General features: G+C 67.9%; 19 protein-coding genes, 1 other RNA gene and 2 pseudogenes. 9 read left to right on the top strand and 13 right to left on the bottom strand.

Going from position 1 to position 23631, the window contains the following annotated elements:
• Window positions 1–84 precede the first annotated feature (84 nt).
• The 3 genes and pseudogenes from H4687_RS14170 to rnpB all read left to right on the top strand — a co-directional run bounded on the left by H4687_RS14170 (window position 85) and on the right by rnpB (window position 2266).
• Window positions 85–924, top strand: a complete 840-nt coding sequence (locus H4687_RS14170; protein ID WP_046913762.1) for a helix-turn-helix domain-containing protein — start codon at window positions 85–87, stop codon at window positions 922–924.
• 18 nt (window positions 925–942) lie between these two features.
• Window positions 943–1722 (top strand): annotated as a pseudogene (locus H4687_RS48480) (DMT family transporter); the annotation flags it as partial.
• 127 nt (window positions 1723–1849) lie between these two features.
• An RNA gene (gene rnpB, locus H4687_RS14160) (RNase P RNA component class A) lies at window positions 1850–2266 on the top strand.
• A gap of 770 nt (window positions 2267–3036) precedes the next feature.
• Here rnpB and H4687_RS14155 read toward each other — a convergent pair.
• Window positions 3037–3474 carry a hypothetical protein gene (locus H4687_RS14155; RefSeq protein ID WP_050398440.1) on the bottom strand — a complete coding sequence of 146 codons (438 nt, stop codon included), beginning with the start codon at window positions 3472–3474 and terminating at the stop codon, window positions 3037–3039.
• A 318-nt stretch (window positions 3475–3792) separates the two neighbouring features.
• Between H4687_RS14155 and H4687_RS14150 the strand changes: the two genes are divergently transcribed.
• The gene (locus H4687_RS14150) at window positions 3793–4971 is read left to right on the top strand and encodes a radical SAM protein (RefSeq protein ID WP_159026100.1); all 1179 of its coding nucleotides are present in this window, start codon (window positions 3793–3795) and stop codon (window positions 4969–4971) included.
• Here the strand turns inward: H4687_RS14150 and H4687_RS14145 are convergent.
• From H4687_RS14145 to H4687_RS14105, 9 genes are read right to left on the bottom strand one after another with little or no spacing between them, the layout of a single operon-like run.
• The gene (locus H4687_RS14145; RefSeq protein WP_107082315.1) at window positions 4965–6242 is read right to left on the bottom strand and encodes an ATP-grasp domain-containing protein; all 1278 of its coding nucleotides are present in this window, start codon (window positions 6240–6242) and stop codon (window positions 4965–4967) included. The genes H4687_RS14150 and H4687_RS14145 overlap by 7 nt on opposite strands.
• Window positions 6235–7548, bottom strand: a complete 1314-nt coding sequence (locus H4687_RS14140; protein WP_046913977.1) for a hypothetical protein — start codon at window positions 7546–7548, stop codon at window positions 6235–6237. Before H4687_RS14140 ends, H4687_RS14145 begins: the two co-directional genes overlap by 8 nt.
• Window positions 7545–10319 (bottom strand): tetratricopeptide repeat protein, encoded by a 2775-nt coding sequence (locus H4687_RS14135; RefSeq protein ID WP_046913978.1) that lies wholly within the window; start codon window positions 10317–10319, stop codon window positions 7545–7547. Before H4687_RS14135 ends, H4687_RS14140 begins: the two co-directional genes overlap by 4 nt.
• 21 nt (window positions 10320–10340) lie before the next feature.
• Window positions 10341–11303 carry an aldo/keto reductase gene (locus H4687_RS14130; RefSeq protein ID WP_159026101.1) on the bottom strand — a complete coding sequence of 321 codons (963 nt, stop codon included), beginning with the start codon at window positions 11301–11303 and terminating at the stop codon, window positions 10341–10343.
• Window positions 11304–11316: 13 nt separating this feature from the next.
• Complete coding sequence (locus H4687_RS14125) at window positions 11317–12597, bottom strand: 7-cyano-7-deazaguanine synthase (RefSeq protein WP_046913979.1); 1281 nt, start codon at window positions 12595–12597, stop codon at window positions 11317–11319.
• A 43-nt stretch (window positions 12598–12640) separates the two neighbouring features.
• Window positions 12641–13768, bottom strand: coding sequence for a DmpA family aminopeptidase (locus H4687_RS14120; protein WP_050398442.1), 1128 nt, complete (start codon window positions 13766–13768; stop codon window positions 12641–12643).
• Between the two features lie 22 nt (window positions 13769–13790).
• Entirely contained in the window at window positions 13791–14582 is a 792-nt protein-coding gene (locus tag H4687_RS14115) for a TIR domain-containing protein (protein WP_050398443.1), read from the bottom strand.
• Window positions 14579–15748 carry an aminotransferase-like domain-containing protein gene (locus H4687_RS14110; protein ID WP_046913981.1) on the bottom strand — a complete coding sequence of 390 codons (1170 nt, stop codon included), beginning with the start codon at window positions 15746–15748 and terminating at the stop codon, window positions 14579–14581. Before H4687_RS14110 ends, H4687_RS14115 begins: the two co-directional genes overlap by 4 nt.
• 9 nt (window positions 15749–15757) lie before the next feature.
• Window positions 15758–16708, bottom strand: coding sequence for a fumarylacetoacetate hydrolase family protein (locus H4687_RS14105; protein WP_050398444.1), 951 nt, complete (start codon window positions 16706–16708; stop codon window positions 15758–15760).
• 242 nt (window positions 16709–16950) lie between these two features.
• On the opposite strand from H4687_RS14105, the gene H4687_RS14100 reads away from it, so the two are divergent.
• The 5 genes from H4687_RS14100 (at window position 16951) to H4687_RS14085 (ending at window position 20559) form a co-directional block, all read left to right on the top strand.
• On the top strand, window positions 16951–17421 hold the full coding sequence (locus H4687_RS14100; protein ID WP_046913982.1) for a RipA family octameric membrane protein: 471 nt from the start codon (window positions 16951–16953) through the stop codon (window positions 17419–17421).
• Complete coding sequence (locus tag H4687_RS46380; protein ID WP_225966688.1) at window positions 17418–17591, top strand: DUF7701 domain-containing protein; 174 nt, start codon at window positions 17418–17420, stop codon at window positions 17589–17591. The genes H4687_RS14100 and H4687_RS46380 overlap by 4 nt, the downstream gene beginning before the upstream one ends.
• Window positions 17579–17719, top strand: coding sequence for a DUF7701 domain-containing protein (locus H4687_RS48685; RefSeq protein WP_443042102.1), 141 nt, complete (start codon window positions 17579–17581; stop codon window positions 17717–17719). The genes H4687_RS46380 and H4687_RS48685 overlap by 13 nt, the downstream gene beginning before the upstream one ends.
• A 13-nt stretch (window positions 17720–17732) precedes the next feature.
• Window positions 17733–19172, top strand: coding sequence for a KamA family radical SAM protein (locus tag H4687_RS14090; RefSeq protein WP_046913983.1), 1440 nt, complete (start codon window positions 17733–17735; stop codon window positions 19170–19172).
• 136 nt (window positions 19173–19308) lie between these two features.
• On the top strand, window positions 19309–20559 hold the full coding sequence (locus tag H4687_RS14085) for an IS701 family transposase (RefSeq protein ID WP_199813396.1): 1251 nt from the start codon (window positions 19309–19311) through the stop codon (window positions 20557–20559).
• Between the two features lie 1098 nt (window positions 20560–21657).
• On the opposite strand, the pseudogene H4687_RS46375 reads toward H4687_RS14085, so the two are convergent.
• From H4687_RS46375 to H4687_RS14075, 3 genes and pseudogenes are all read right to left on the bottom strand, one after another.
• A pseudogene (locus tag H4687_RS46375) lies at window positions 21658–21777 on the bottom strand (ATP-binding protein); the annotation flags it as partial.
• Between the two features lie 139 nt (window positions 21778–21916).
• Window positions 21917–22486, bottom strand: coding sequence for a Fic/DOC family protein (locus H4687_RS14080; RefSeq protein WP_046913985.1), 570 nt, complete (start codon window positions 22484–22486; stop codon window positions 21917–21919).
• The gene (locus tag H4687_RS14075; RefSeq protein ID WP_050398445.1) at window positions 22483–23196 is read right to left on the bottom strand and encodes an antitoxin VbhA family protein; all 714 of its coding nucleotides are present in this window, start codon (window positions 23194–23196) and stop codon (window positions 22483–22485) included. Before H4687_RS14075 ends, H4687_RS14080 begins: the two co-directional genes overlap by 4 nt.
• Window positions 23197–23631 lie beyond the last annotated feature (435 nt).

The following is a 23631-nucleotide window of genomic DNA, read 5'->3' as shown; positions in this document are numbered from 1 at the left end:
CGAGGAACGGGGCGAACGCCGACGTCCGCCGACGGTATGAAAGCCGGGCCCCAAGGTGTTGCACCCTCAAGGCCATGGAAAGGGGTGCGTGAGGTGGGCCAGGGCAGAGACGGACAGACGCGGTGGACCCGGGCCACCCTCGGGCGCCCCGACCGCCCCCTCGACCTCCTCACCGCCCGCTTCGACCGCCACCGCTACGCCCCGCACACGCACGAGGAGTTCAGCGTCGGCATCTGTGTGCAGGGTGCCTCGTGCATCGACTACCGGGGCGGCGCCCTCACGGTGGGGGAGGGCTCGATCGTCGTCCTGGCCCCCGGCGAGGTCCACACCGGCGAGTCGGCCTACGGCACCTACGCCTACCGCGCCCTCTACCCGGCCCCCGACCTCCTCACCGACGGCATCCTCGGCGGCACCCCGCACTTCCGCGACCCCCTCCTCCACGACCCCGAACTCGCCGCCGCCCTGCGCACCGCCCACACCGAGCTGAGCACCGGCCCCGACCCGCTGGAGGCCGAGTCCCGCCTCCCCTGGCTCCTCACGGCCCTGGCCCGCCGCCACTCCACGGCCCGCCCCACCAGCGACACGATCCCCGGCGCGAGCGGCATCGCCCTGGCCGTCCGGGACCGCCTGGCCGACGAGCTGGTGGCTCCCCCGTCCCTCGCCGACCTCGCCACCGACCTGGGCCTCTCCCGCTACCAGCTCCTCCGCGCCTTCCGTACGACCATGGGCATGCCCCCGTACGCCTGGCTGGCCCAGCACCGGGTGAGCCGGGCCCGGACCCTGCTGGAGGCGGGCGGTCGCCCGGCGGAGGTGGCCGGGCAGGTGGGCTTCGCGGACCAGGCCCATATGACGCGCTGGTTCAGGAAGGTGCTGGGGGTGACGCCGGCGGCGTACCGCAACAGCGTTCAAGACGTACACCGCTGAACGGGCGAAAATCGTTTCATGACTGCACGCGGCTGGGCGTTGTTCTCCCTGATGGGAGTCCTCTGGGGCATCCCCTACCTGATGATCAAAGTGGCCGTGGACGAGGTGTCGCCGTCCATGGTCGTCTTCGTACGCTGTGCCCTGGGCGCGGCCCTCCTGCTCCCCTTCGCGATCCGCCAGGGAGGGCTGGTCCGGGTGGTCGCGCAGCACTGGCGCCCGATGCTCGCCTTCGCCGTGATCGAGGTCATCGGCCCCTGGTGGACCCTGACCGACGCCGAACGCCACCTCTCCAGCTCCACGGCCGGCCTCCTGATCGCGGGCGTCCCCATCGTGGCCGTGCTCCTCGCCCGCCTCTTCGGCGACACGGAACGGCTCGGCGCCCGCCGTATGACGGGCCTGGCGCTGGGCCTGGGAGGCGTAGGGGTCCTCACCGTCCCGCACCTCACCGGAGGCAACATCCTCTCCCTCACCGAGGTCCTGATCACGGTGATCGGCTACGCGACGGCCCCGCTGATCATGGCCCGCCACCTAACCAAGGTCCCCACCCTCCAACTGATAGCCCCGGTCCTGCTCCTGGCGGCGGTGGTCTACGCCCCCGCCGCAGCCCTCACCCGCCCGCCCACCCTCCCCTCGACCCCGGCTCTGGTCTCCCTGGCCGCCCTGGGCGTGATCTGCACGGCCCTGGCCTTCGTGGCCTTCCTGGAACTGATCCGGGAGGTGGGCCCGACCCGGGCGACGGTCTTCACGTACGTCAACCCGGCGGTGGCGGTGGCAGCGGGCGCGATCTTCCTGGACGAGCGCCTGACCCCCGGCATCCTGGCGTCCTTCGCCCTGATCCTGGCGGGCTCGTTCCTGGCGACGGCGTCCAGCGCTTCGACGGGACAGAAGACCGGCGGGCGCCGGGTAGCATGGTCGACACGGCAGACGAGCCGGGCGGACGGCCGCGTGGAGTCCCCTTGACGGGGGTCTTCCCGAGGAACGTCCGGGCTCCACAGGGCAGGGTGGTGGCTAACGGCCACCCGGGGTGACCCGCGGGACAGTGCCACAGAAAACAGACCGCCGGGGACCTCGGTCCTCGGTAAGGGTGAAACGGTGGTGTAAGAGACCACCAGTGCCCAGGGTGACCTGGGCAGCTAGGTAAACCCCACCCGGAGCAAGGTCAAGAGGGGCCGCCTCTTCGAAAGAAGGGCGACCCTGCGCGGACGTTCGAGGGCAGCCCGCCCGAGTCCGCGGGTAGACCGCACGAGGCCGGCGGCAACGCCGGCCCTAGATGGATGGCCGTCTCCCCGGCCGCCGCGAGGCGACCGGGCGACAGAACCCGGCGTACAGCCCGACTCGTCTGCCGCCACCTGCGGCTTTGCCTGGGAAAGGGCCTCTGACCTGCGTCGGAGGCCCTTTCCGATCTTTCAGGAGCTTGCCGCGTTAGGCGGTAAAAAGTCCCTCGCAAGTCCCTCGGACAGAGCTGAAAGTCCCTGAAAAGTCCCTGGAGCGGAGTGGTGGGCGAGGCCTATGAGCTGGCGGTTCGCGACAGTCGTCGGAGCATGGCGTTGGAGCCGCTGGCAGGGGGTGGTCTTGGCTCGGCCGGATTACGTGGCCTCGGCGTCGGCCGTCGTGTCGGTTCGCGTGGCCTGTTGTCCGGCGCTCACGTTCGGCTCCGGCTTGGGCTCTGGCCGACATTGCCGCCCTCTCGGTCCCGCGGGCGGGCCAGATAGTCCTGAAGACGCGCGTGCCGGAATTCGTAGTAAGGGCCCGCCTCCCGCAGCACCTCCAGTCTGCAGGCATCGTCCAGAAACCGCATGGCCCGCAGCGGGAGAACCCGCTTGGCCCACAGCTGTACGAACACGACTACGGTCCGCCAACGGTGGGACACGGTGAGCCCTGCCGCGACCCCGGTCAGCAGGCTGATGACCGTTCCGGTGATGAGCCCGACCCGTATCGCGATCCCGAGCGGATCATGGCAGGCCGTGGCAAGGGCGTCGGTCAGCCCGGGGGCGCAACCCCATGGCTAGTCCGAAGACGACTCCCGTCGACAGGCTGTGCCGTCGGTGCTGGTCCCAGGCAGACGCGGGGCCCACGGGAGAGTCCGTGTCCGGCAAAATCCGGGCGATGCCATCATTCTGAGCCAATGGTGGAGCCCCCGATCGGGTGCTCCACCCCTGCGCTGAACAATCCCGCGTTGAAGGTGGAGGGTGTGAAATTTACCGGTTGACTCCGCCGACCCGGGTCGATGCGGCGAGCGACGGCCCTGGCGGGTATTTCACCGACCGTGCTGAGGGACAGCCCGATTGAGCCCGTTTTCATGATCCAGGGACTGTCCGGCGGGTAGAAGGAGCACACCAGCGCGCGTAGTCGGAACGTGCGCTCGGGGGTGAGCCCCGCAGTGCAGGCGCACCACTCGGCGGGAGCGTAGGTCTCGGACACAGGCAACAGGTCCTGGCCGAACGACAGCCTACGCGCCAGGTGTCCGGACACCGGTGGCGTGCCCAGGGTGCGTTCGGGGATGAGGGGGACCTCCTGCAAGGGAATGGTCCAGCCGTTCGCCGCCGTCATGTTGCCTCCTGCGCGGTGTAGTGCCAGCCGTTAAGGAACACGAAGGCCCCCCAGTCCCGGTATACGGGGAAGACGGCCCGTGTGGCGAGTTGCGCCCTGCGGAAGGCGGTCAGCGGAGCGGAGCCTTGCGCGATGCGCTGGTGTAGATCGGCGAAGAAGTGCGTGGCTGGCTCGAGAATCGTGCCTTCGACTGATTCGCGGAGCCAGCCTCTGGCCTGCGCCGCTCGGCGATGCTGCAATGTAGTTCGGGACTGCCCATCCCCCAACACACGGTGTCCTGGGTGCCGCGCCGTCCCCACGCGCTGGGAGGCGATGGCGATGGATCCTGACGGCTGGTCACCGGAACGGTGGCGGCGGCTGACCGAGCTGGGCCGGCTGAAGTTCGATCTGCTGGCTCGGGGCGCCCGGCTCGACCCCAGCGCCGAGACGTTCCTCTTCGCATCGGGGACCGGGCACCGTGCCGGCACGACAATCCTCAGAACCCGCTCCGGCGTGTCTGGCGGCCTCGATCTTGCCCTCGATGAGGACCTTGGCTTGTACGTCAACGTTCCCGTCCGCGAGGCGATCGCCGTGTCCTCCCCATACCGCCTCGAAGCAGCCGATGGACGGCTGTACCTCAGCGCACCAGGCAGGAAGAGACATGACGTCGTCGGAGTTCCCGAGCCGGAGTACTACGGCCGCACGGTCTCGGACGGCACCATCCCGCTTTCCCGCATCGCGCAGATGTGCTCGCCCGACCGGCTATGTTTTGGCATGACCGGCCCGGGGTGCAGCTTCTGGGCACGCCACAAGCGCTGCGCGTACTGCTCGATCGGCTTCAACTACGACGCAGACGCCTCCCGCAAGCTGGAGCGGCATTTCCTGGAGGTGGTGGAACAGGCATGGTCGGACAGTGTTCGCCCGGCTCGCCACCTGCTCATCGGCGGTGGTACGCCGCCCGGCGACGACATGGGGGCGTCCCTTGCCGCCCGGCTCACCCGGATCGTGAAGAGCCGCTACGACATCCCCGTCTACGTCATGATCGCCGCACCACTCCACAACCGGCACATCGACGAGCTCTTCGACGCGGGGGTGGACGAACTCGGCATGAACCTGGAGTTCTGGAGCGACGCCGCGTGGGACGGTTTCATCCCCGGCAAACGCGATCTGATCGGCAGGGGTCGGTACTTGGAGGCGCTGAGCCACGCGGCGCGGCTCTTCGGACCGTACCGGGCCCGTTCCATTCTCATCGCCGGGCTGGAGCCGGTCGAGGAGACCGTTCGCGGGGTCACCAGGCTCTGCGAACTCGGTGTCATGCCGATCATCTCGCCGTTCCGGCCCCTCGCCGGTACCACGCTGGCCGACCGGCGGGGTTTGACCGGCCCGGAGTACTGGAACCTGTATGAGCAGTGCCAGGAGATCGCGACCGGCGCCGGGCTGGTTCTCGGCCCGACCTGCGTCGGATGCCAGAACAATGTCCTTTCCCTGCCCACAGGACTGGCATACCGAAGCTATTGAGCGGCTTCGTAGCCGTCCTCTACCGAAACCACCAGCTCCTGTGCTGCCGTCTCGAGCGGGGCCCGGTCCGAGGAGCATCGCGTCGCGGTGGCCAGGACCGCTCCGCTCTCCACCCGTACGCCTGCCGGAGCGAGACCGGTCAGCGACCAGCCGTCGACGATTGCCGTCGTCCGGGCGGCCCCGGGTCTCCGGCTCAGTGAGTAGGAGGACCGGTTGTAGAAGACCAGCTGAGCCATGGCGAGTGCGCCCGGGGCCACGTAACGGTCCAGGTCTTCACGACCGTAAACGCCTAGTTCGGCGCCGACGGCGAGGTCAACGAAGCCCGGCCCGTTGCCGGCGGAGCGCTCGGCCAAAGCCAAGGCCCTCGTCGATGCCTGGAGACGGGGATTGAGGTCGATGGGAAAGATCCCGTCCGGGCGCGCGGTGACTAGCAGGTCGAGGCCCGCGAAGCCCCGGTACCCCCGAGCCGCGAGCGACTCGCCCACCCTGGTGGTGATCTCCCGTGCGCGGCTCACCACGCCCGCGCCGATGTCCGCCATGGCCGCAAAGTTGTTTCCGCAGTACGCGGCCGCGTGCGACGTGCACGGCGCGATACCGACGAGCTGGACCGACATCGGGGCGACCAGGATTCTCCCCGGCAGCACAGCGACGTGTGCGTTGAGCGAGTACGAGCCCTCCTCGTAGTCCGTGACCAGCACGGTGCCGGCAGCCAGTCGTGAGGCGAGTCGGCCAAGGCTCTCCGCGTCCGCCCGGACGAAGTGGGTGCCCTTGCCACCGGAGGCGCGCGGGATCTGCACCACGAGTCGGCGGCCGATGCGGTCCCTTGCCGCCAGGCTCGGGAGCTGCCTCGCGGACATCTCCCGGTAGGCAAGCCTGGGTGAACCAACGCCGTCGAAGACCTGCAGCGCCGCACGCTTGTCGTCCAGCCAGTGCCGCAGGCGCGGGGCGGGCCCGAGTAGTTTCGCGCCGGTGTCGCCGATCAGAGCGGGCAGCGCTTCGTCCATTGTGTAGGGCAGCACCGCGGCGGCTCGCCTTGCCGCCTGGCGGATCTCCGCGCCGAAGGCCGCCACCACGTCGCCCACGCTGGCCGCTCCCCACCGTTGCCGTACGCCGGTACGCGTCTCCAGGGACGGTGCGGTCCGACCCGGCCCGTGCGGCTGAGCCGTATCTGCGGAGAAGACCGCGACCGGGTGGTCACCCGCGCCGACGACGGCCCCGTCCGCCGCGCGCGGTCCGATCCACACGACTGCCGGGAAATTCCCCCTAGCCATGGGCTGCGCCTCCCACGGTCAGGGTTCCGACGGCGGCCGCGAGGGTCTCCTGCAGGCCGTGTTCGTCCCTTGCGAAGACCATCAGCTCGACTGCGCCATCCTGAGCTGTACCGACGACGACCGGCAGCACACCGGTGCCGGATCCGGGATCGACCAGCAGAGGTTCCAGCCGGCGCAGCGCCTCGGCCGGGGAGCACGGCGGTATGGTGATCGACCGGCTGAGTATCTCGACGCGGGACGCGTAGTCACTGCCGAGGACCGTGCGGGCGAAGTCATGCACGTGAGTGCCGCCGGTCCGGCGCAGGTTCGCCTCGACGACGTAGAGGTCACCGGTGGCCGTCACGATGGCGTCGATGTCGAAGTGGCCGCGAAAGCCGCGCTGTTGCAGGTGCGCCGCGAGGCGGCAGCCGAACTCGGCGAGCGGTTCGAACCAGGCAGCGTCGCGGTCCGCAGGGCTCAGCCGGACGCCGATGAAGTAGTTGTTCCGGTCGAAGATCTGGGTGCACGCGTATGTCACCACGGGCGACCTCGGCGCCGACGGCACGAAGAACTCGACGGACGGCGCACCGACGCACGGTATGAGCTGCTCGACCACCGACCGAAGCCCCAGGAACGGGCAGACCTCCAACAGGCGGGTCGTATCGATCCGCTCCAGTTCGCGAGCAGAAAGGGCCACGTTGCCGAACCCACCTTCACCGTCGTCCGCTTTGATCATCACGGCACCGGTGGCCCGGCTCAGCCGGCGCGCAGCGCCCAGCGCGGCGCCTGGCGATTCGCAGGTCGTGCCCGCAGGAAGCCGACAGGGCAAGCCGTTCAGCAGGACGGCCGCGACCTGCCGGAAACCAGACTTGCTCTCGATCCGGCGCAGGACGCTCAAGCCCTCCGGGCTCACAGTGGCGTCGTCTGCGGCGAAGTCGACCCCGCTGCTGCGAAGGGTCGCTACCAGGTCGACGAAGTCCTCAGTGGCCGCGTAACTGCTGAGGGCGAGCGGAGCGGTTCGCCCGGCTGCGGCCAGCCAGGCGATCGCGTCGTCCGACCGTGTGATGGCACGGCTCAGACGATCGTCGGGGGTTTCGAGGGCCTTGGCCGACACTCGGTAGCCGAACCGGGATTCGAGGAGCCCGATGGTGTGCGGTGGCTGGGGCAGCAGGCAGATCTTGTCGACCCCGCCCCACAGTGCCGTTCGTTCCGAGAGAGCATGCTCCTCGGCGATCATGTGGTTACGACGCGCCGGATCGGTCTCGCGCCGAAGGAACGGCAGGAAGGGTTCGCTGATGTTGGCGACGAAACAGTCCCGCCGCTTCACCGACTGGTTCTCCTCATGCGTTCCAGCATGACCTCCGGTGCCAGGCAGGGGCGCAAGTCGCCGATGCGGGCCTGGGCGAGCTCGACGGCCGAAACCGTCGTGGGTACGGTCAGGGCCCCCGTCCACCGCCCCCGTACATCGTCGGCCAGGTCGGGACGGCCAGCGTCGGCGCAGCAGGCGATGATCGCCTCCGCACAGCGCTCCAGAGCGACCGCATTGCAGGTCGAGGCGGCATGCAGCGCCTCGACGAACAGGTCGGCGGCCCCGGCATCACCGTCGGCCAAGCAGAGCCTGCCGGTGAACACTGCGACACGGGAGCGCAGTTCCCCGTACCCTTGACGGTCGTCCCGCGCCGCGTCGAGCAGGGCGGCGCGCAGCTCCGGTGAGACAGAACCGCCGGCCAGCTCCGCCTGGGCCTGGCCGAGTCGGCAGCGCAGCAGGGTGTAATGGGCGTGCATGCCTGCCGCCAGGTCGCTGCCGGCGGTGAAGTCGGCGTGGGCCTGGGCGGCGTCGAAGCGGAGCCGCGCCTCGCCCAGGCGCCGCAAGGTGTCGCACTCGTAGAAGGGCAGGTCCAGGTCTCGCGAGATGCCAAGGGCCTCCAGCGCGGCCGCCTCAGCCTGCCTCGGGTCGCCGACCGCCAGCCAGTAGTCGGAGAGGTTCTGCAGGCACTTGGCCTCTATCTCCCGGTTGCCGCGTTCCCGGCACAGCTCAAGGGTCGTCTGCAACAGGTCCCGGGCTTCGTCCGGCTGGCCACACGCGATGTGCACCAGCGCGAGATGACACTGCGGGTATGTGGCGCCATAGGGGTGCCGCAACTCCTCGAAGGTGTTTCGCGACTCACTCAGGTGACCGACGGCCTCCTGCCAGTCACCGGTGTGCCACTTCAAGTAGCCCAGGTTGTTCAGGCCCCAGGCCTCCGCGACCTTGTCGCCTGTGGCGCGTGCGCTCTCCAGCAAGCGTTGCTGGGTGTCGACCGCCTCGGCGAACTGGCCCATCCGGTCTTGGGTCAGGGCCTTGGCCTCGACGGCGATGTGCTCGAACCCCGTGGCCCGCTCCACTCGCTGCGCGTTGTCGATGGCCACAGCGGCCCAGTGCAGGGCCTTCTGGAAGTCACCGAGGTACCAGGTGTTCATCGCCAGGTACGCGGCCGCCCGTACCCGCAGATCGGGATCGGTGCAACGGGGGTCGGTGAGGATCTCGTCGAGGATCTGGGCCGAGCCGCGGTTGTCGGTATTGCGCTGCTGGCGGACCAGCGCGTCCATGTAACGCACCCAGAGGGACTGTGCCTCGCTCCAGGTGGCCTCGGTGGCCAGCGAGAGCACCGCCTCGGAAAGCTCCAACTGCGACAGCAGGGTGGTGCTTTCGATTAGCTCGCGGATCGCGACGAGGCCCGCGTCGGGGTCGTAGCGGATCTGGTGGTACAGCTGCTCGATCTGCAGCTCCCGCTGGTCCTCCGCGGACGGCCCCTTCCCGAGCAGCAGCGAGTAGTACTGGTAGGCGCGATGGTGGAGGTTGGCGTACCTGGTGGGGGCTCGCACCTGCAGGTCCTGGTTGAGGAAAGCCCGCACGGCGTCGTGGATGGCCAGTCCTCGGGCGTGCAGCTGAGTGATCGAGAGTCTCGCCAGATGCTCGAAGACGGGTGTCGGGTCGAAGCCCGGATCGGTGGCCATCTGCAGGAGAGTGTCCTCGTTGAACGACCGTACGATGGCGGCACGTTGCACCCAGGTCACCAGATCCTGTGGTACGTCCGCGAGGAAGAGGTCGACCAGTTGCTTGACCACTTCCCGGCCCTGCACTCGGCCGAGTTCCAGCTTGCCTCCCGTCTCGTTGAGCAGGTCGACTGCAATGCCGGCGGCGAGCGGCAGGCCGGCGGCAAGCTCCATGATCCGTCGGACGATCGCCGAATCCCGGACCGCCGCCTTTTCCATGAGCAGGCTCATGTCGCCGTTACTCAACGGCTCGATCGCGATCTCCTGAGTCATCGACCGCCATCGAGTCCACCCGGGCGCGAGCTGCCCGCGTCCGCCGAAGACCAGCAGCGCCGAACTGAGCCCCGGGAAAAGGCTGTTGCGGATCCACTCGTCGACGGAGGTCCCGGCCTGTTCGTACTGGTCGAAGAAGAGACAGACGCGCGAGTCGCCCCGGTGCCAGGCCTCGACGTCCTCGATGAGGGCGTGGGTGAGGGCTTCGCCCGGGTTGAACAGGAACTCCGCGTCGCCCCGGCCGACGATCTCCGCGACCTCGGCGAGCACCCGCTCGGCCACCACCGCCGACTCGCCCTGACGCACCGGGGCGTAGCTTCCCGCCGCCATCACCCGGGTGTCCTGCGAGGCCGATTCCGTGCTCTGCACGAGGCTGCGAACGGACCGCAGCCGGGCCAGCTCCCGAGCGAAGCTGCCGTTGGCGAACGTCTGGCCGCCGGGCAGCGCCGAGTCAGTCGCGGCGAGCTGCTCGAAGAGCTCGGCGAGGATCGTCTCCGGCGTCCGCTGGCCGCCGAGGTTCACCCGGGCGTAGACGATGCCATGGCGGCGGCAGTAGTCCTCCCCCGCGGTGAGGACCGTGCTCTTTCCTATGCCCGCGATGCCGGTCAGGTGCAGCAGCCTCGTCTGACTGTCGGGTTTGACGGCCGCCGCCAACGCACGCCTCTCGGCATCACGGTTGGTGAACTGCTGGAGCTGACGACGGCGCAGAAACTCCTCATTGGTCAGCCGGGTACGGATCGCCTCGGTGGCCTGCCCACCGCCCTCATGGTTCGATGCCTGTGCGTTCATGGTCCAGCTCGCCGGTCTGGTTCAGGACGAGCCGAGGTACGTGCCCCGCACTGTCCCGTCCGACCAGAGACTGGTGAGTCGGCCGAGAAGGCCCGGGGCGAGTGCTTCCCGGGCGGCTGCCGAGAAATTCTCAGCAGCCTGCTCACGGGTGCGGCAGCCGACGATGACCGTGTCAATTTTTGGTTGGCTGAGTGCGAAGCGCAATGCCAGTTCCCTGATGGTCATATCGAACTCATCGGCGATCGATGTCACTTCCCGGACCATGCTCCGGTTCTGCTCCAGCCAGTCGTCGGGCGTCCAGTCGGCGCGCCAGTCGCCCGCGGGAAAAGCACGGTCCTGGTACTTGCCGGTGAGGATGCCCGCCTGCAGCGGCGAGCGTGCGATGACCGCAGTGCCCGCTGCGGCCGCCTGCTCCAGGGTTCCCTCGGCCGCCTCCTGATAGAAGACGTTGTAGACCAGCTGGACGGCGTCCAGCCCGGCGTCGATCGCCGCATCGGCGTCCGACGCGCCGAGGTCGTCGACTGAGATGCCGTAGCCACGGATCTTGCCTGCCTGCTTCAGCTCCTCCAGCGCATCGCGCCACTCGCCGTCCACCGGCCATCCTCGGCTCCAGGTGTGCAGCAGCAGCGTGTCGACGTGGTCGGTGCCGAGGTTGCGCAGGCTCTGCTCGCAGCAGTCGCGGATCCAGGCAGCGTCGTAGCCGTCCCCAATCGGCTGCTCCGGCGGCGGCCCCCAGACTTCGTTGCGCGGAGGGACCTTGGTGACGATCTCGACATCGCCCCTCCGGCCCTTCACAGCCGCGCCGACGATGCGCTCGCTGCGGCCGGAACCATAGGACTGGGCCGTGTCGATCAGAGTGCAACCGCGATCGAGGGCTTCCAGTACGGCGGCCGTGGAGTCGGCCTCCGGCTGTTCCCCCCAGACGTCCCCCGAGAACGCCCAGGTTCCCATGCCGAGTCTGGGCATGGATTGGCGGGTCGACATCGTACTCATCGTGCTACCCCCATCGTTTCAGGGCGAACTTGGCCGGCAACGATACGTTGTATCGAGCCCTCAGCAGATCGCGGCGCCACGCGTCACGATGGTGGAGCAGGGTGGGGCGTACCTTCCGAACCAGAGACCTGAGCGACGACTCACCGTCGCGCCACAGCCCGGCGCTGTCGATGTCGATCAGTGCGACTTGTCGCTCACGGTAGCGGGGGTCGAGCGGGCGCCGCAACGCATCGACGAGGTACTCGCTCGGCAGCTTCATGGGGCTGTTACGGTACTGCGGGCCGAGCGAGCCGAGGCTACGGCCGATGACGTAGTACAGCGAACACTTCTGGCAGAGACCACAACAAACGCCCCAGAAACAGAACGAGCAGACGTTCAGCAGGTCGGGACGCCACCGCGAGAAGTCGACGAACTTGCGGTACTCGGTCAAGCCCGCGACCGGGGAGACGAGCGTCAGCATGCCCGGCTGGCAATAGGACGAGAGTCGCTGAAGTGCCGTCAGGCCACGCTCGCTCTGGGTGTCCGAACGGGGATACGAGTGGCCGTTCAACCGGAACGTGTCGGACCACCCGCTGTTCTCCACACCGAAGGCGACTGAGGCCGCGGTCCCGGCGCTCTCGCACCACCAGGCAGCGGCAGACAGCAGGAGCAGTTCGCGGCCGTGCGGCACCGTGTTCACGCTCGGGAATGAGGGGGGAACGGTGGTCCAGCCTGCTGCCAGCTCTGCCAGGGGCGGCTCCGAGACGATGTCGAAGACCGTCAGTGGCAGGCCGAGTTCGCCCGCCACCCGGGTGGCCGCCCGTTCCTCCGTCTCGCTCACCGCGACATCGCCGTTGACGCCGGTCACATGGACGGGCACTACCTGATAGCCGTTTGCATCGAGCAGCAGCGCGCTCAGCGCCGAGTCGATACCGCCGGACAGAAACAGCAGCGCGGTTCGAGAGTCGTCGCGGTCCAGGTGGGAGGGGTCCGGGCCCGCGGAACGATCGGCGAAGCACCCGTACGCCGCGACGGCACGCCCGTCCCGGTACGAGCGGACGGCGTAGAGGTAGCGCCGGAGTTCCTCCAGCCAGCCCATCGCACTGAGCGGGAGCTCCGGCCCGTCGATCTCGATGGTCCGCGCCAGCGACAGCTGTCCGGCGAACGTTGCGCAGAGGGCGGCGAAGAGCCCGCGGACGGCCGCCCCGGGCGGGTTCAGGGGCTCGCGCGCGACCATGCGAAGCCGGACCGGCGCGGCATCGTCGAAGTGGAGATCCGCAGCGAGGTGCGCGCCGGGGATCTCCACCGCCCGAAGTCGCCCTGCGAATCCCGGGCCGGGAGGCGACCGGTCAGGCATGCGCGGCGAGTTGTCCGTGCTTGCGCAGCATTGCCAGGGTCGGCTCGATGGGGAGGGCTTCCAGATGGTGGCCGTCCCTCCCGGTCATCGACTCGGCCGTGAACAGTGCATTGACGATGGCCTCCTCGGAGGCCTCGCACACGGCGCTGAACAGCGGGTTGATCACGTCTTCGTGGAAGTCTGGTACGAACGGGAACGTCGCGACGGGTCCTGGGTCACGCATGATCCGGTTTGTGGTGGAGAACGCGATGGCGAGATCTCCGCTGCCGTTGCGGGCAGTTGCGCCGGTGCGGGCCATGCCGAGAAAGGACCGCCGGGCAAGGCGCCGGAGCTGATGTGGGAGCAGAGGTGCGTCGGTGGCCACGACGAGGACGCACGAACCGTCCTCACGGCGGTCGGGGCGTCCAGCCGGATGCCGCTCCAGCTCACGGCCGACCGGGACACCCAGGATGGTCAGCTGTTCCTTGATGCCGTGGTTGGCCAACGCCAGGACTCCCACCGTGTAGGCCCGGTCTTCGGCATCCACCACCCGCGAGGAGGTGCCGATGCCGCCCTTGAAGCCGTACACCTCCATGCCGGTGCCGGCGCCGACCGCTCCCTGGAGGGCGTCGGCCGTGACAGCGCCCAGGGCTCGCTCCACATGTTCCGCATGCACGTGCCTGCCCTGAATGTCGTTCAGATAGTCGTCGCTGCACTCGGCGACGAGACAGAGCAAACCGTGTGTGTCGATGCCCACTTCCGGATGCTGCCGAATGCTCCAGTCCTGCAACGCGTCAGCCACCCTGTAGACGTTGAAGGAGTTGGTCAGTGTGATCGGGCCGATGATGAGCCCGAACTCGTGCACCAGACCGGCCCCGAGACATTCACCGAAGCCGTTGAACCACTCCACCGCCGCGGCGACGCGGTCCAGATAGGTGTCGCCCGGGTGGGGCTGGATCACGGTGACGCCAGTGCGCACCGGGCCGATGCCGGGCCGGTGCGCGCCCTGGCCTTCGATGATCGTCTCGTGTCCGACGAGGACGCCGGGAACATCGGTGATTGTGTTCCGCGGTCCGGTGGGCAACTGCCCCAGGACGACGCCAAGCTGTCGCGCGGTTACTCGCAAGGCTCTCTCTCCCACTCGTTATCCTCCGGACGCCCGGTCAATCCACATACTTGGCGGCCTTGAGCTCGCGCAACAGCGGCAGCGTGCACTCGGCCACGTCGTTGGTGAACTCATGACAGATCACGCCTCGCATGTCGCTGAGGATGCGCAGGCCACGCTGCGCAAGCAGGCACACCCGATCGCGCCCCAGTCGGCCACAGAACCAGCCGAGTTCGAAAAGCACGTTGGGACGCGGCTGCCAGTACTCCTCATCACCGTTGCGGACGAAGTCGTCGGCAGTCAGCAGGACGATGGCATAGTCCACCTCCGTCGCGGCATGCTCGAATTTCTCGATGAGTGTCATGCCCCCGCCCGCCTGCTCCTTCAGGATCCGGACGGCGACCCCGAAGTCCTGCGTCAGGATGCGCTCTACGGTCTTGAGGGCCAGTTCCTCGTGGCCGTGGACGATGAAGACGCCGATCGAAGGATCGGGTTTCGCGGGGCTGCGGCTCTGCGCCTCCTGGCTGATGTGGCGATCGGTCACCTCCCGCCCCATCAGCGCGGCCCGGATCTCGTCGCTCGCGTCGGCGTTGACATCGTCAGCCGGTACGAGCCGGCGCGCGGCGCGGGCCGCCTCCAGCATGTCCGACGTCGGCCGGTCCGTCTGGCGCACCTGGATGGTCCGGGCCTCCAGCGGGTTGATGACAGCGGCCTTGAACTGGAACGGCTTGCAGCGGCCCACCTGCCGGACGAAGTCGGCAACCTCCCGCTCGGAGAGGTTCGCGGCCATGGACCGGACGACGCCACGCTCGTCCAGCAGCAGGACGTGCAAGAACGGGGCCATGGTCATCGGCCGCCGATCCGGCGATACGTCGTCGCAAGCCGCGACACGGCTCTGTCGACGGCCTGCGGAGCAAGGCGACCGAACGTCAGGCGGACGAAGTCCCGCTCGCGGTCGCTCGGTTGGAAGAAATGGCGGCCTTCAAGCACTCGCAGGCCTGCCGAGAGCGCCACACGGGCGAAGCAGTCGTCGCTGACCGTCTCGGGCAACGGCAGCCAGGCATAGTAACCGCCGCCCGGCGGAGACCAGTCGGCGAGTTCGGGGATGTATCGGACCCCGTCGGCGAACCGCCGGCAGCGTTCCGCGTACTCGCGGCGCATGTCGCGCACATGCGTGCCGAACCGCGCGTCACGCAGGACGGCCGCCGCCATGGCGCTCGTCAGACCACCGACGCCACCGAACTCGACCCGGTTGTCAACCAGAACAGACGCGAGCGCGGCCGGCGCGATGATCCAGCCGACGCCCATGCCGGGTGCAATGATCTTCGACAACGTGCCGATCTGGATGACCGGGTGACCATCAGCGAGGGAACGCAGCGAGGGCGGCGGCGGCTCGGCGCACCAGAGTTCGTCGTAGGCGGTGTCCTCCACGACGACGATCCCACGCTGTGCACAGAACGCGAGGAACTCCCGGCGTTCCTCCAACGACCACGTGTAGCCGCTCGGGTTCTGGAACGACGGGTGAACGTACGCAAAGCTCCTCAGCGTCCGCCCGGTGGGTAACGCATGCCGCATCGCGTCCAGGTCGAGACCGTCTCGCGTGTGCCGTAGCGGCAACAGGTTCGCTCCGTGCGCCCTCAGGATCGCGCTCGCGCGGAAATAGCCGGGATCTTCGAACAGTACGGTGTCCCCCGGATCCACCATTGCGTGGGTGAGCAGCAGCAAAGCGGGGATCGAGCCGCTGGTGAGCACCATCTCGGCCGGTTCCGCCTGGGGGCGCGTCCACGTCGCGACGGCCTCGATGAGGTTCGTATGCCCGCGCAGGGGCGAGTACTGCAGTGCAGCGGACGGCGCGGCCAGGACGGCCGACGCGGCGTCCCTGATCAGGTCGAGCGGGAAGAGAGCGGGATCGGGCTCGCCGAACGACGCGTCGATGACGCCGTCCGGCAGGCTGACCTCGTCCGGTGGCTCGGCCGTGGACGCCACGCGGTGGGACAGATATTCGGCTACGTCCACCCGATCTCCTCACTCGCCATCAGCTGGGGCGATCGGGTCGGGCCCACTGTCGCTGCGCGGCTGATCCCGGAAAGACGCGTACTGTTCCGGGAACGAGCGATCGTGCCAGTGGGTCGCCGCGTCCGATCGCGCGACCTTGACTCGCAGGGTCCCGGTCTCCTCGATCGTCGCCTCGACCTCGTCGCCGTGCTCGGCCTGGCAGACGCCCGCCATGGTGCCCGTGGCTATGACATCGCCGGGCATGAGTGTGACGACCTCGGAGGCCGCAGAGACCAGATCGGCGACGGAGAAGATCATGTCGCCGGTGTGGCCGGTCATCCTGGTCTCGCCATTGACGGTCAGCGTCATCCTGAGCGCCTGTGCCTCCCCGATATCCTGCTTTTCGACCACGTAAGGCCCGATCGGCCCAAACGTGTCCCACGCCTTCATCCCGAACCAGGTGTAGGGGATCGAGCGGAAGTCGCGGGCGGACATGTCCAGAAACACGGTGTAGCCGAAGATGACCTCCGCAGCGTCCTGCGGGCGAACGTCACGGCATCGGGTGCCGATGACGGTGGCCAGCTCTAACTCGTAGTCGACGCGACGAGCGTTTTGCGGCAGCAGAACAGTGGCGCCCTCCCCGATGAGCGTGGTCGCCGGCTTGAGGAAGAATATCGGCTTCGGAAAGATCTCGGTGGCGAATTCCGCAGCGTGGTCGCGGTAGTTGTCGATCGCACAGATGATCTTAGTGGCCGGACCAGCCGGCGGTCCCAACCTGCGAACCCGGCCGGGGACGAACGGACCGGCACCGGAGATCGCGCGCTCGCAGCGGGGGCCCAACTCAGCCCAGGCGGCGATCACATCGGCGATGGTTGCGGACCTGATCGAAGGGACATCCGGCAGAAGTTCGGCCACCGACCACGATCTGCCGTCGCCGACGATCAGGGGCTGCCCGGTGTCGGCATCCACCGCGATCCGCATGCCAACTCCCTCTGGGCCTGTCCCACCCCGCCGAGGCGAACCACGTCGCGGCGATCCTATGTCTTGGGTCCCGGCCGCCCAAGCCTCGATCCAATGGTCGCCGACCATCGGCATCCGGGGCCACCGTCGGCCGTTCGTTCGGTGGTCACCCGCCGCCACACGAGGGGGATGACGGCGCCGCGTTTCCTACGGCAGAATCCCCCAGAAGTGGCTGGGAGAACCTCAAAAGCTCGTCGGGGGGCATGGTGAACAAACAGCCTGAACCGCTGGAACGGTCGGAGGTACTCGACCTCTACAAACTCGCCGTGGAAATGGCCGACCGAGTCTCGGCGCGTCGTGGAAGCGCCAACGCCTTCTTCCTCTCAGTGCAGTCCGCGCTCGTCACCCTGATCGGCTTCGGGACCCCGAAGCTCTCGCAGTCTCCTTGGTGGGTGTCCCTGGCCGTGGCCTTGGCCGGCTGCACCTTGTCTGCCACCTGGTGGATGCAGCTTCGCAGTTACCGAAACCTCAACACCGCTAAATTCACCGTCATAAACAAGCTGGAGGAAGACCTCTCGGTCAAGATCTACACTCACGAATGGCAGGCCCTGAAGAGCGAACCGACCCCCAGCCAGCGCAAGCGCTACGTGGAGTTGGGTGCCTCCGAACGCGTGGTGCCTCTGGTGTTCGCTGTAGCGCACCTGATCCTGTTTGTAGGCACACTGACCGTGTGACCTACCTCGATCGCCTCGCCGACCTGATCCGGTCCTGCCTCTCCCCGCCTGCCAAGCCTCCTGCAGACTCTGACGACCTGTTCCGCATCTACGCCGTGCTGCTGCAGGCTAAGGGAGAACAGGTTACCGACGAAGACATTCACAATGCCTGGACCGCGTGGATGCAGTAGTGAACAGCGCCCGTGGTGCCCTGGTCCCGTACAAGGACCTTGATCCAGACACACGCGCTGCCGACGCCCCCTACGCCGAGGCCGTTCGCGCAGCAGCACGCCGAACGAACCTCGATGTGGATCAGTGAGGCTTCTCAACGTATGTCTGACAGCTTGCAGCAGCCCTACTCCTACCAATACCGCGAAGCGCGGGAACCCGATCCTCATCGGCTACCGGGATGGCGTGACGTCACCGCAGCGGAGTGGAACTGCGTCCAGTGGCAGCGTACGCACTGTGTGAAGAACATAGGCCAGCTGCGTGCCCTGACCGGCAACCTCCTCAGCGACTCCTTCTTCGCCGACCTCGAGCGCGACCAAAAGGAACGTGCCACGATGTCGCTGCTCATCACACCGCATATGATCAACACCGTGGCACCGGACGCGCCGCCGCGCGGGCCGGGGAGCCTGACCGACGCCTTCTACGCCGATCCCGTCCGGCGGTACATGCTGCCCGTCTTCTCCGACCGCCGCACAGACTTCCCCTCTCACCCATACGCTCAAAGGGACTCTCTTCATGAGCGCAACATGTGGGCCGTGGAGGGACTCGTTCATCGATATCCGGCCAAGGTGTTAGCCGAGCTTGTGGCCACCTGCCCGCAGTACTGCGGGCATTGCACTCGGATGGATCTGGTCGGGAACTCAACGCCGTCGGTCACCAAGACGCGTTTCGTCCTCACTCCACAAGCACGGTTCCAAGCGATGATCGACTACTTGCGCCGAACCCCCAACGTCCGGGACGTGGTCGTCTCCGGCGGCGACCTCGCCAACCTTCCCTGGCCCCGAGTCGAGTCGTTCGTAGAAGCGCTGCTGGACATAGCATCGGTCCGTGACATCCGGCTGGCCAGCAAAGGCCTGGTCGGGCTGCCGCAGCACTGGACGGACGGCCAAGTGCTGGCCGGCATCGAAAGATTGACCTCGACGGCACGCTCACGAGGGGTGCAGATCGCTCTGCACACGCACGCCAACGCGGCACAGCAGATCACCGCGAGCGTATCCCGCGCCTCCCGGCTGCTGATGGAGGCCGGGCTTCGCGAAGTGCGCAACCAAGCAGTCCTCCTGCGCACGGTGAACGACACCTCGGCCGCCCTGCTAGACCTTTGCTTCGCCCTACTCGATTCCGCCGGAATCGTTCCCTACTACTTCTATATGTGCGACATGATTCCCAACAGTGAGCACTGGCGGACATCCGTGGCGGAGGCGCAGGAACTCCAGCACGCAATCATGGGTTACCTGCCGGGGTTCGCGACCCCGCGCATCGTGTGCGACGTGCCCATGGTGGGGAAGCGCTGGGTCGACCAGGTCTCCGACTACGACCGGCGGCGAGGCATCTCGTACTGGTCCAAGAACTACCGCACCATCCTGGACCAAGGCCAACGAGACGATCTGACGCAGTTGCACGAGTACTACGACCCCATCTACACGCTCCCAGCGGACGGCCAGAGATGGTGGAGGTCCCACGCTTCCGTCGTCGCGTCGACGGGCTGCGCGAGGACCGCGCCGGCAGAATGTCAGCCGTCCGGTGGGTGCCTCGGTGATGCATAGGTGATGTGTGTCGGTGACTGCTGGGAGCTTTATCGGCGAGCCGCTTCCCACAGAGCGGCTGAGTCTCTCTCGTACTACAGCCGGAGATCTTGTGACGGGGCCCGGTCGCTGTCGTTGACCGGGCATGATGCGGGATGTGACGGCTGAGCTGATAGCCGAGTGGCGTGATGAACTGTCGGCCCTGACCGGCTCGTTGGGGCACCTGTTCAACCGGCCGGAGCCGAGGGTGGTGTTCGCGCAGTTCGTCGAGGGCCTGCTGGCGGAGTTGCCGAGGAAGAACGGCTGGACGTTGTCCGAGCGGGCGGGGCATGCGACGGCGGACCGGATGCAGTGGTTGTTGAACGGATCGGTGTCGGACGCGGACCTGTTGCGGGACACGGTGCGCGGCTACGTCGTGGAGCATCTCGGCGACGCGGACGCGTTGTTGGTGATCGATGACACCCAGGCCCAGAAGAAGGGCACCAAATCGGTCGGGGTGGCCTTCCAGCACTGCGGACTGACCGGGGACGTGCGCAACTGCCAGACCATGGTCATGCTCACCTACGCGGCCGGCGGCGGGCACGCTTTCCTCGACCGTCGCCTCTACCTGCCCGAGGAGTGGACTTCTGACCGGGAACGATGCCGTGAGGCCGGAGTCCCCGACGACGTCGCCTTCGCCACCAAGCCCGAGTTGGCCATCGCCATGCTGACCGACGCGTTGGCCGCCGCGGTCCCCTTCGCCTGGGTGCTGGCCGATGCCGGCTACGGCCGTGATCCACAGCTGCGGGCCTTCTGCCACGAACGCGCCCTGCCCTACGTCCTGGGCGTCCCCGTCGACCTCCCTCTGGACGGCCCGCCGGGCAAGCCCCGCCAGCCGGCCGTGAAACGCGCCGACGACCTCCTGCACTACGTCAAGGTTCGTGACCAGTGGGAACGCCGTTCCTGCGGGTTCGGCGCGAAAGGCGAACGCCTCTACGACTGGACCGCGTTCGCCGTCGAGGTCAAGGACGAGACACCCGCCGAAGACTTAAGCCACTGGATGGTCCTGCGCAGATCCCCGCACCCCAACCGGCGCGGCAAGGACGGACAGCTCCACCGCGAGATCGCCTACTTCCTCGTTCACCCCCCCGCCACCACGACCATCTCGGAGATCATCGTCCGGGCTGGCCGCCGCTGGCAGATCGAAGAGGACAACGAGCTCAACAAGCAGCTCGTCGGTTTCGCCCAGTACCAGGTCCGCAAGTGGACCCCCTGGCACCGGCACGTCACCGCATGCATGCTGGCCACCGCCTTCCTCGCCGTTCAACGCGCAGCATTCCCCGAAGCCGAAGCCGCCTGCGATGGCACTCCGGAGCCGTCCGCCCCGGGAAAAGCCCCGGTCACGGCCGGGAGCGAGGCCACCGGCTGACTCCCGGACCACTCCTGCGGCCCTCTGCTCACACCATCCGGCACTGCCTCGCCGCCACCCACCTCAACCCCCGCCACCCCGTCGAAACCGTCCTGGCCTGCGAGTACTGGCGCCGCCTCCACCAGACCCGAGCTCTCGTCAGCCACTACCGCCGCCGCGGCGACCCGCTCCCTCACCGTCTACGAGCCTGGGCACACCACCAGCCGACCCCACCGATCACCGACCCCCAAGATCTCCGGCTGTAGTACTTGGCCGCAGCGTCGGCCCCGGCCGGTGTCGGGGTCGGCGGGGCTGGGGTTGGGGCCGGGGTCGGCGGGGCTGGGGTCTCGGCGAGGGCCCGCGCGGGTTCGGGTGCGGTCAGGCTCGATGTCGGCACCACAGCCGACCCCCTTTCGGCGATCGCGAGCAGGCCGCCCGTGAGTGCGGTGACCGCGCCTGTGGCCAGGCTCAGGCGGATAAGTCGTCGCACGTCGTGCTCTCCCTTGAGCGACTGCGGGGGCGGACCGCGGCTGCGCACAGCCGCGGTCCGCCCCCGCCCACCCCGTTGCGTGCGCCACTGACGGTGTGCGGGGGGAGGCACCGCCGGTGTTCATCACCAAGCGCCGCAGGCTCGGGGACCCCGGCAGGAAGGCCGAGGCGTACACATCGTCGGCGCGGCACGCGCCAAGCACGAGAGCAATACTTGCCCACGCGCCAACCAGGACGTACTCACCTGGCGCTGCAGATGGTGGTCGACGCCACTCTGTCGGCGAGTTTGGACCGCGGTGGCTGCCCCGGACTGCGGGAGGTGTCGGCGAGATCCGACCCCGCCCGGTGGCTTTCCCACTCCGAGCCGCCCACGCCTCTCCGGCCCGACGTGGCCCCGCCAGACGTTCGAGAAGCAGTCGGGGCCGGGCGCCCGTGCATGTCGGAGGCGGGGTCGGCTCGGGCCGGATTTGAACGTGCAACCAACGGCCGGTAGCGGATCCGGCGGGCGTCGTCCTCCTCGTCCCAGCGGTCGACCATCGCGTTCAGCTCGGTCGGCGAGCCGCCCCCGGGAACGGTGTCCGCGTACTCGTCTGAGTGCGCCACCGAGTACGAAGTCATGTGCGCCACTGTTCAGGCCACGTCGGTGTCCCGCTCGATGACCTGGAGGCGGTTCTTGAGCCGGTAGCTGTTGCCGTTGATCGGGACGACCTCGCAGTGGTGCAGGAGGCGGTCGTGGATCGCCGTGGCCAGTTCGCCGCCGGCCACCGTGCAGACCCGTCCGGGAAGGAACCTGGGACGATCTTGTATGGGCTCGTCGCTTTCGATGACTGAGCTGAGAGGCCGTGACCGGCAGACCGATCTCGGTGATGGCGCCGTCGGCGGACGCCGGTCAGACGGGACGTACCAGGGCGTCGAGCATCTTCTCCAATAGGTCGTTGTTCGCGTTGAAGCTGGCCACCGATGCCGCGATGTTCTCCTCTTGGTCCATGTCCTGCCAGGAGATGGTGTATCCGGCTTCGCGGGCGAGTTGGGCGAGGAAGGCGCGCTGGGTGCGGCCGTTGCCTTCCCGGAAGGGGTGGATGGCGTTCACATCGCCGTACAGGTCGGCCAGGGCTCGGATGAACTCCCGGTGGTCCGAGCTTCGCAGGTGGTTGTTGTCGGCGAGCTTGCGGAACACGTCCTTTGCGAAGGAGACGATGTGGATCGACGGGCAGAACGATGTGCCCTTGGAGATCTCAATGGTTCTCAGCTCCCCGGCCCACGGGTACACGCTGCCGAAGATCTGCCGGTGGAACGCTTGCAGGTGCGCGAGGTCGTAGCTGCCAGGCAGCGGCTCGGCGTCCAGGATGGCGAGTTCCACGGCGGCGATGTCCGCTTCGGCCTCGGAGAGCTCGGTTGCGTCGGTGATGCCGAGACTGTTTCGGAGGACGCCGTTGGGCTCGCTGTAGGGGTCGGTCACTCAGCGGCCTTACGGGTGTAGCGGGCGAGGGTGCGGGCGCGCAAGGCTGCGGCGTCGAGTTCTCCGCGGGCGTAGGCGTCGAGGCCGGCGGCGGTGTCTGCGCTGACGCGCAGCCCCTCGGCCTCGGTGGAGCCGATGGCGGAGGCGACCGCCGCTCGGCGACGTTGGGCTTGCTCGTTCTGTTCGCGTCGTCGGTAGCCCTCTAGGGATGCGACGTCCACGCGGCGGTGGGTGCCGACCATGCGGAAGTCGATCACGCCCTTGTCGAGCAGCTTGACCAGGTGCGGCCGGGAGACGCCGAGGGTCTTCGCTGCCTGGATAGTGGACAGCTCCATGCTCTTGGGGATTACCTCGACCGCGCGGCCGGACGTAATGAGCGCCATGGTCTCCATGAGGACCGCCAGGGCCTCACGTGGCACCTCGATGGTGGCCTTGCCCGCTTCGGCGACGGTGATGTGGAACGTCTCGGCACTACTGGTGAGGGCGTCACGCAGGCATGGCACGGCCTCCTCGACGCTGCGTTTGCGCTGCTCCTTACGCGTCCGCTGCGCCTGGGTCCCACGCAGTGCGGGCGGGTTCTCGGTGGGGCGCTTGCGCACCTTCTTCCGAGTGCGGGAGGTCTCGATCTGGTGGCTGAGGGTCGTCGTACTGTCGTCGGTGGGGTGCTTCTTCTGCTTGGCCGGTTTCTGTTCCTGGTGGGTCGCGGGCATAGGTGCGTCCTCAGCTTCGAGTGGCTGTTATCACCCTCAACCATATGAAACAAGTGAACCAAGTGCAATATGTGTAACGCTTGGAGCGGCGGCGCTGCCCCTTGCGGCACCGGAGGGCAGCAGTGCCATGGACTGTCCGCGCCCGGGTACGGGTCCAGGGTCTTCGCCCCGGCCTCGCACGTCCGCTCAATGGCCTGGTTCGGATTGATTTGGGCGAGGCGGCATCCCGACTCCGTACTGACTGACGGCTCGCTCCGCCGGCAGCGTCGGAGTGGTCACGGACACTGAGCCCAGGGTGTGTACCACCAACAGTTGGAGCTCGCTCCGGCCGCCGCGATCCTGGTCCTGCCGAGACCTGTGGACGGAGCGAATTCGAGTAGGGCCAGCAATGGGCGAGGGCTCCACGTCCTTCGGGCGCACGTACGCCTCCCTCAC

The organism is Streptomyces stelliscabiei (genome assembly GCF_014873495.1).
Taxonomy (GTDB): Bacteria; Actinomycetota; Actinomycetes; order Streptomycetales; family Streptomycetaceae; genus Streptomyces; species Streptomyces bottropensis.
The sequence above is the reverse complement of the archived record's forward strand: the minus strand, read 5'-3'. Positions and strand labels throughout refer to the sequence as shown.

Coding starts and splice junctions, on each gene's coding strand:
- H4687_RS14155 (WP_050398440.1), bottom strand. CDS start 3,474: ATGACGGCGGCGAACGGCTGGACCATTCCCTTGCAGGAGGTCCCCCTC.
- H4687_RS14150 (WP_159026100.1), top strand. CDS start 3,793: ATGGATCCTGACGGCTGGTCACCGGAACGGTGGCGGCGGCTGACCGAG.
- H4687_RS14145 (WP_107082315.1), bottom strand. CDS start 6,242: ATGGCTAGGGGGAATTTCCCGGCAGTCGTGTGGATCGGACCGCGCGCG.
- H4687_RS14135 (WP_046913978.1), bottom strand. CDS start 10,319: ATGAACGCACAGGCATCGAACCATGAGGGCGGTGGGCAGGCCACCGAG.
- H4687_RS14130 (WP_159026101.1), bottom strand. CDS start 11,303: ATGTCGACCCGCCAATCCATGCCCAGACTCGGCATGGGAACCTGGGCG.
- H4687_RS14115 (WP_050398443.1), bottom strand. CDS start 14,582: ATGACCATGGCCCCGTTCTTGCACGTCCTGCTGCTGGACGAGCGTGGC.
- H4687_RS14105 (WP_050398444.1), bottom strand. CDS start 16,708: ATGCGGATCGCGGTGGATGCCGACACCGGGCAGCCCCTGATCGTCGGC.
- H4687_RS14100 (WP_046913982.1), top strand. CDS start 16,951: ATGGTGAACAAACAGCCTGAACCGCTGGAACGGTCGGAGGTACTCGAC.
- H4687_RS14090 (WP_046913983.1), top strand. CDS start 17,733: ATGTCTGACAGCTTGCAGCAGCCCTACTCCTACCAATACCGCGAAGCG.
- H4687_RS14075 (WP_050398445.1), bottom strand. CDS start 23,196: ATGCCCGCGACCCACCAGGAACAGAAACCGGCCAAGCAGAAGAAGCAC.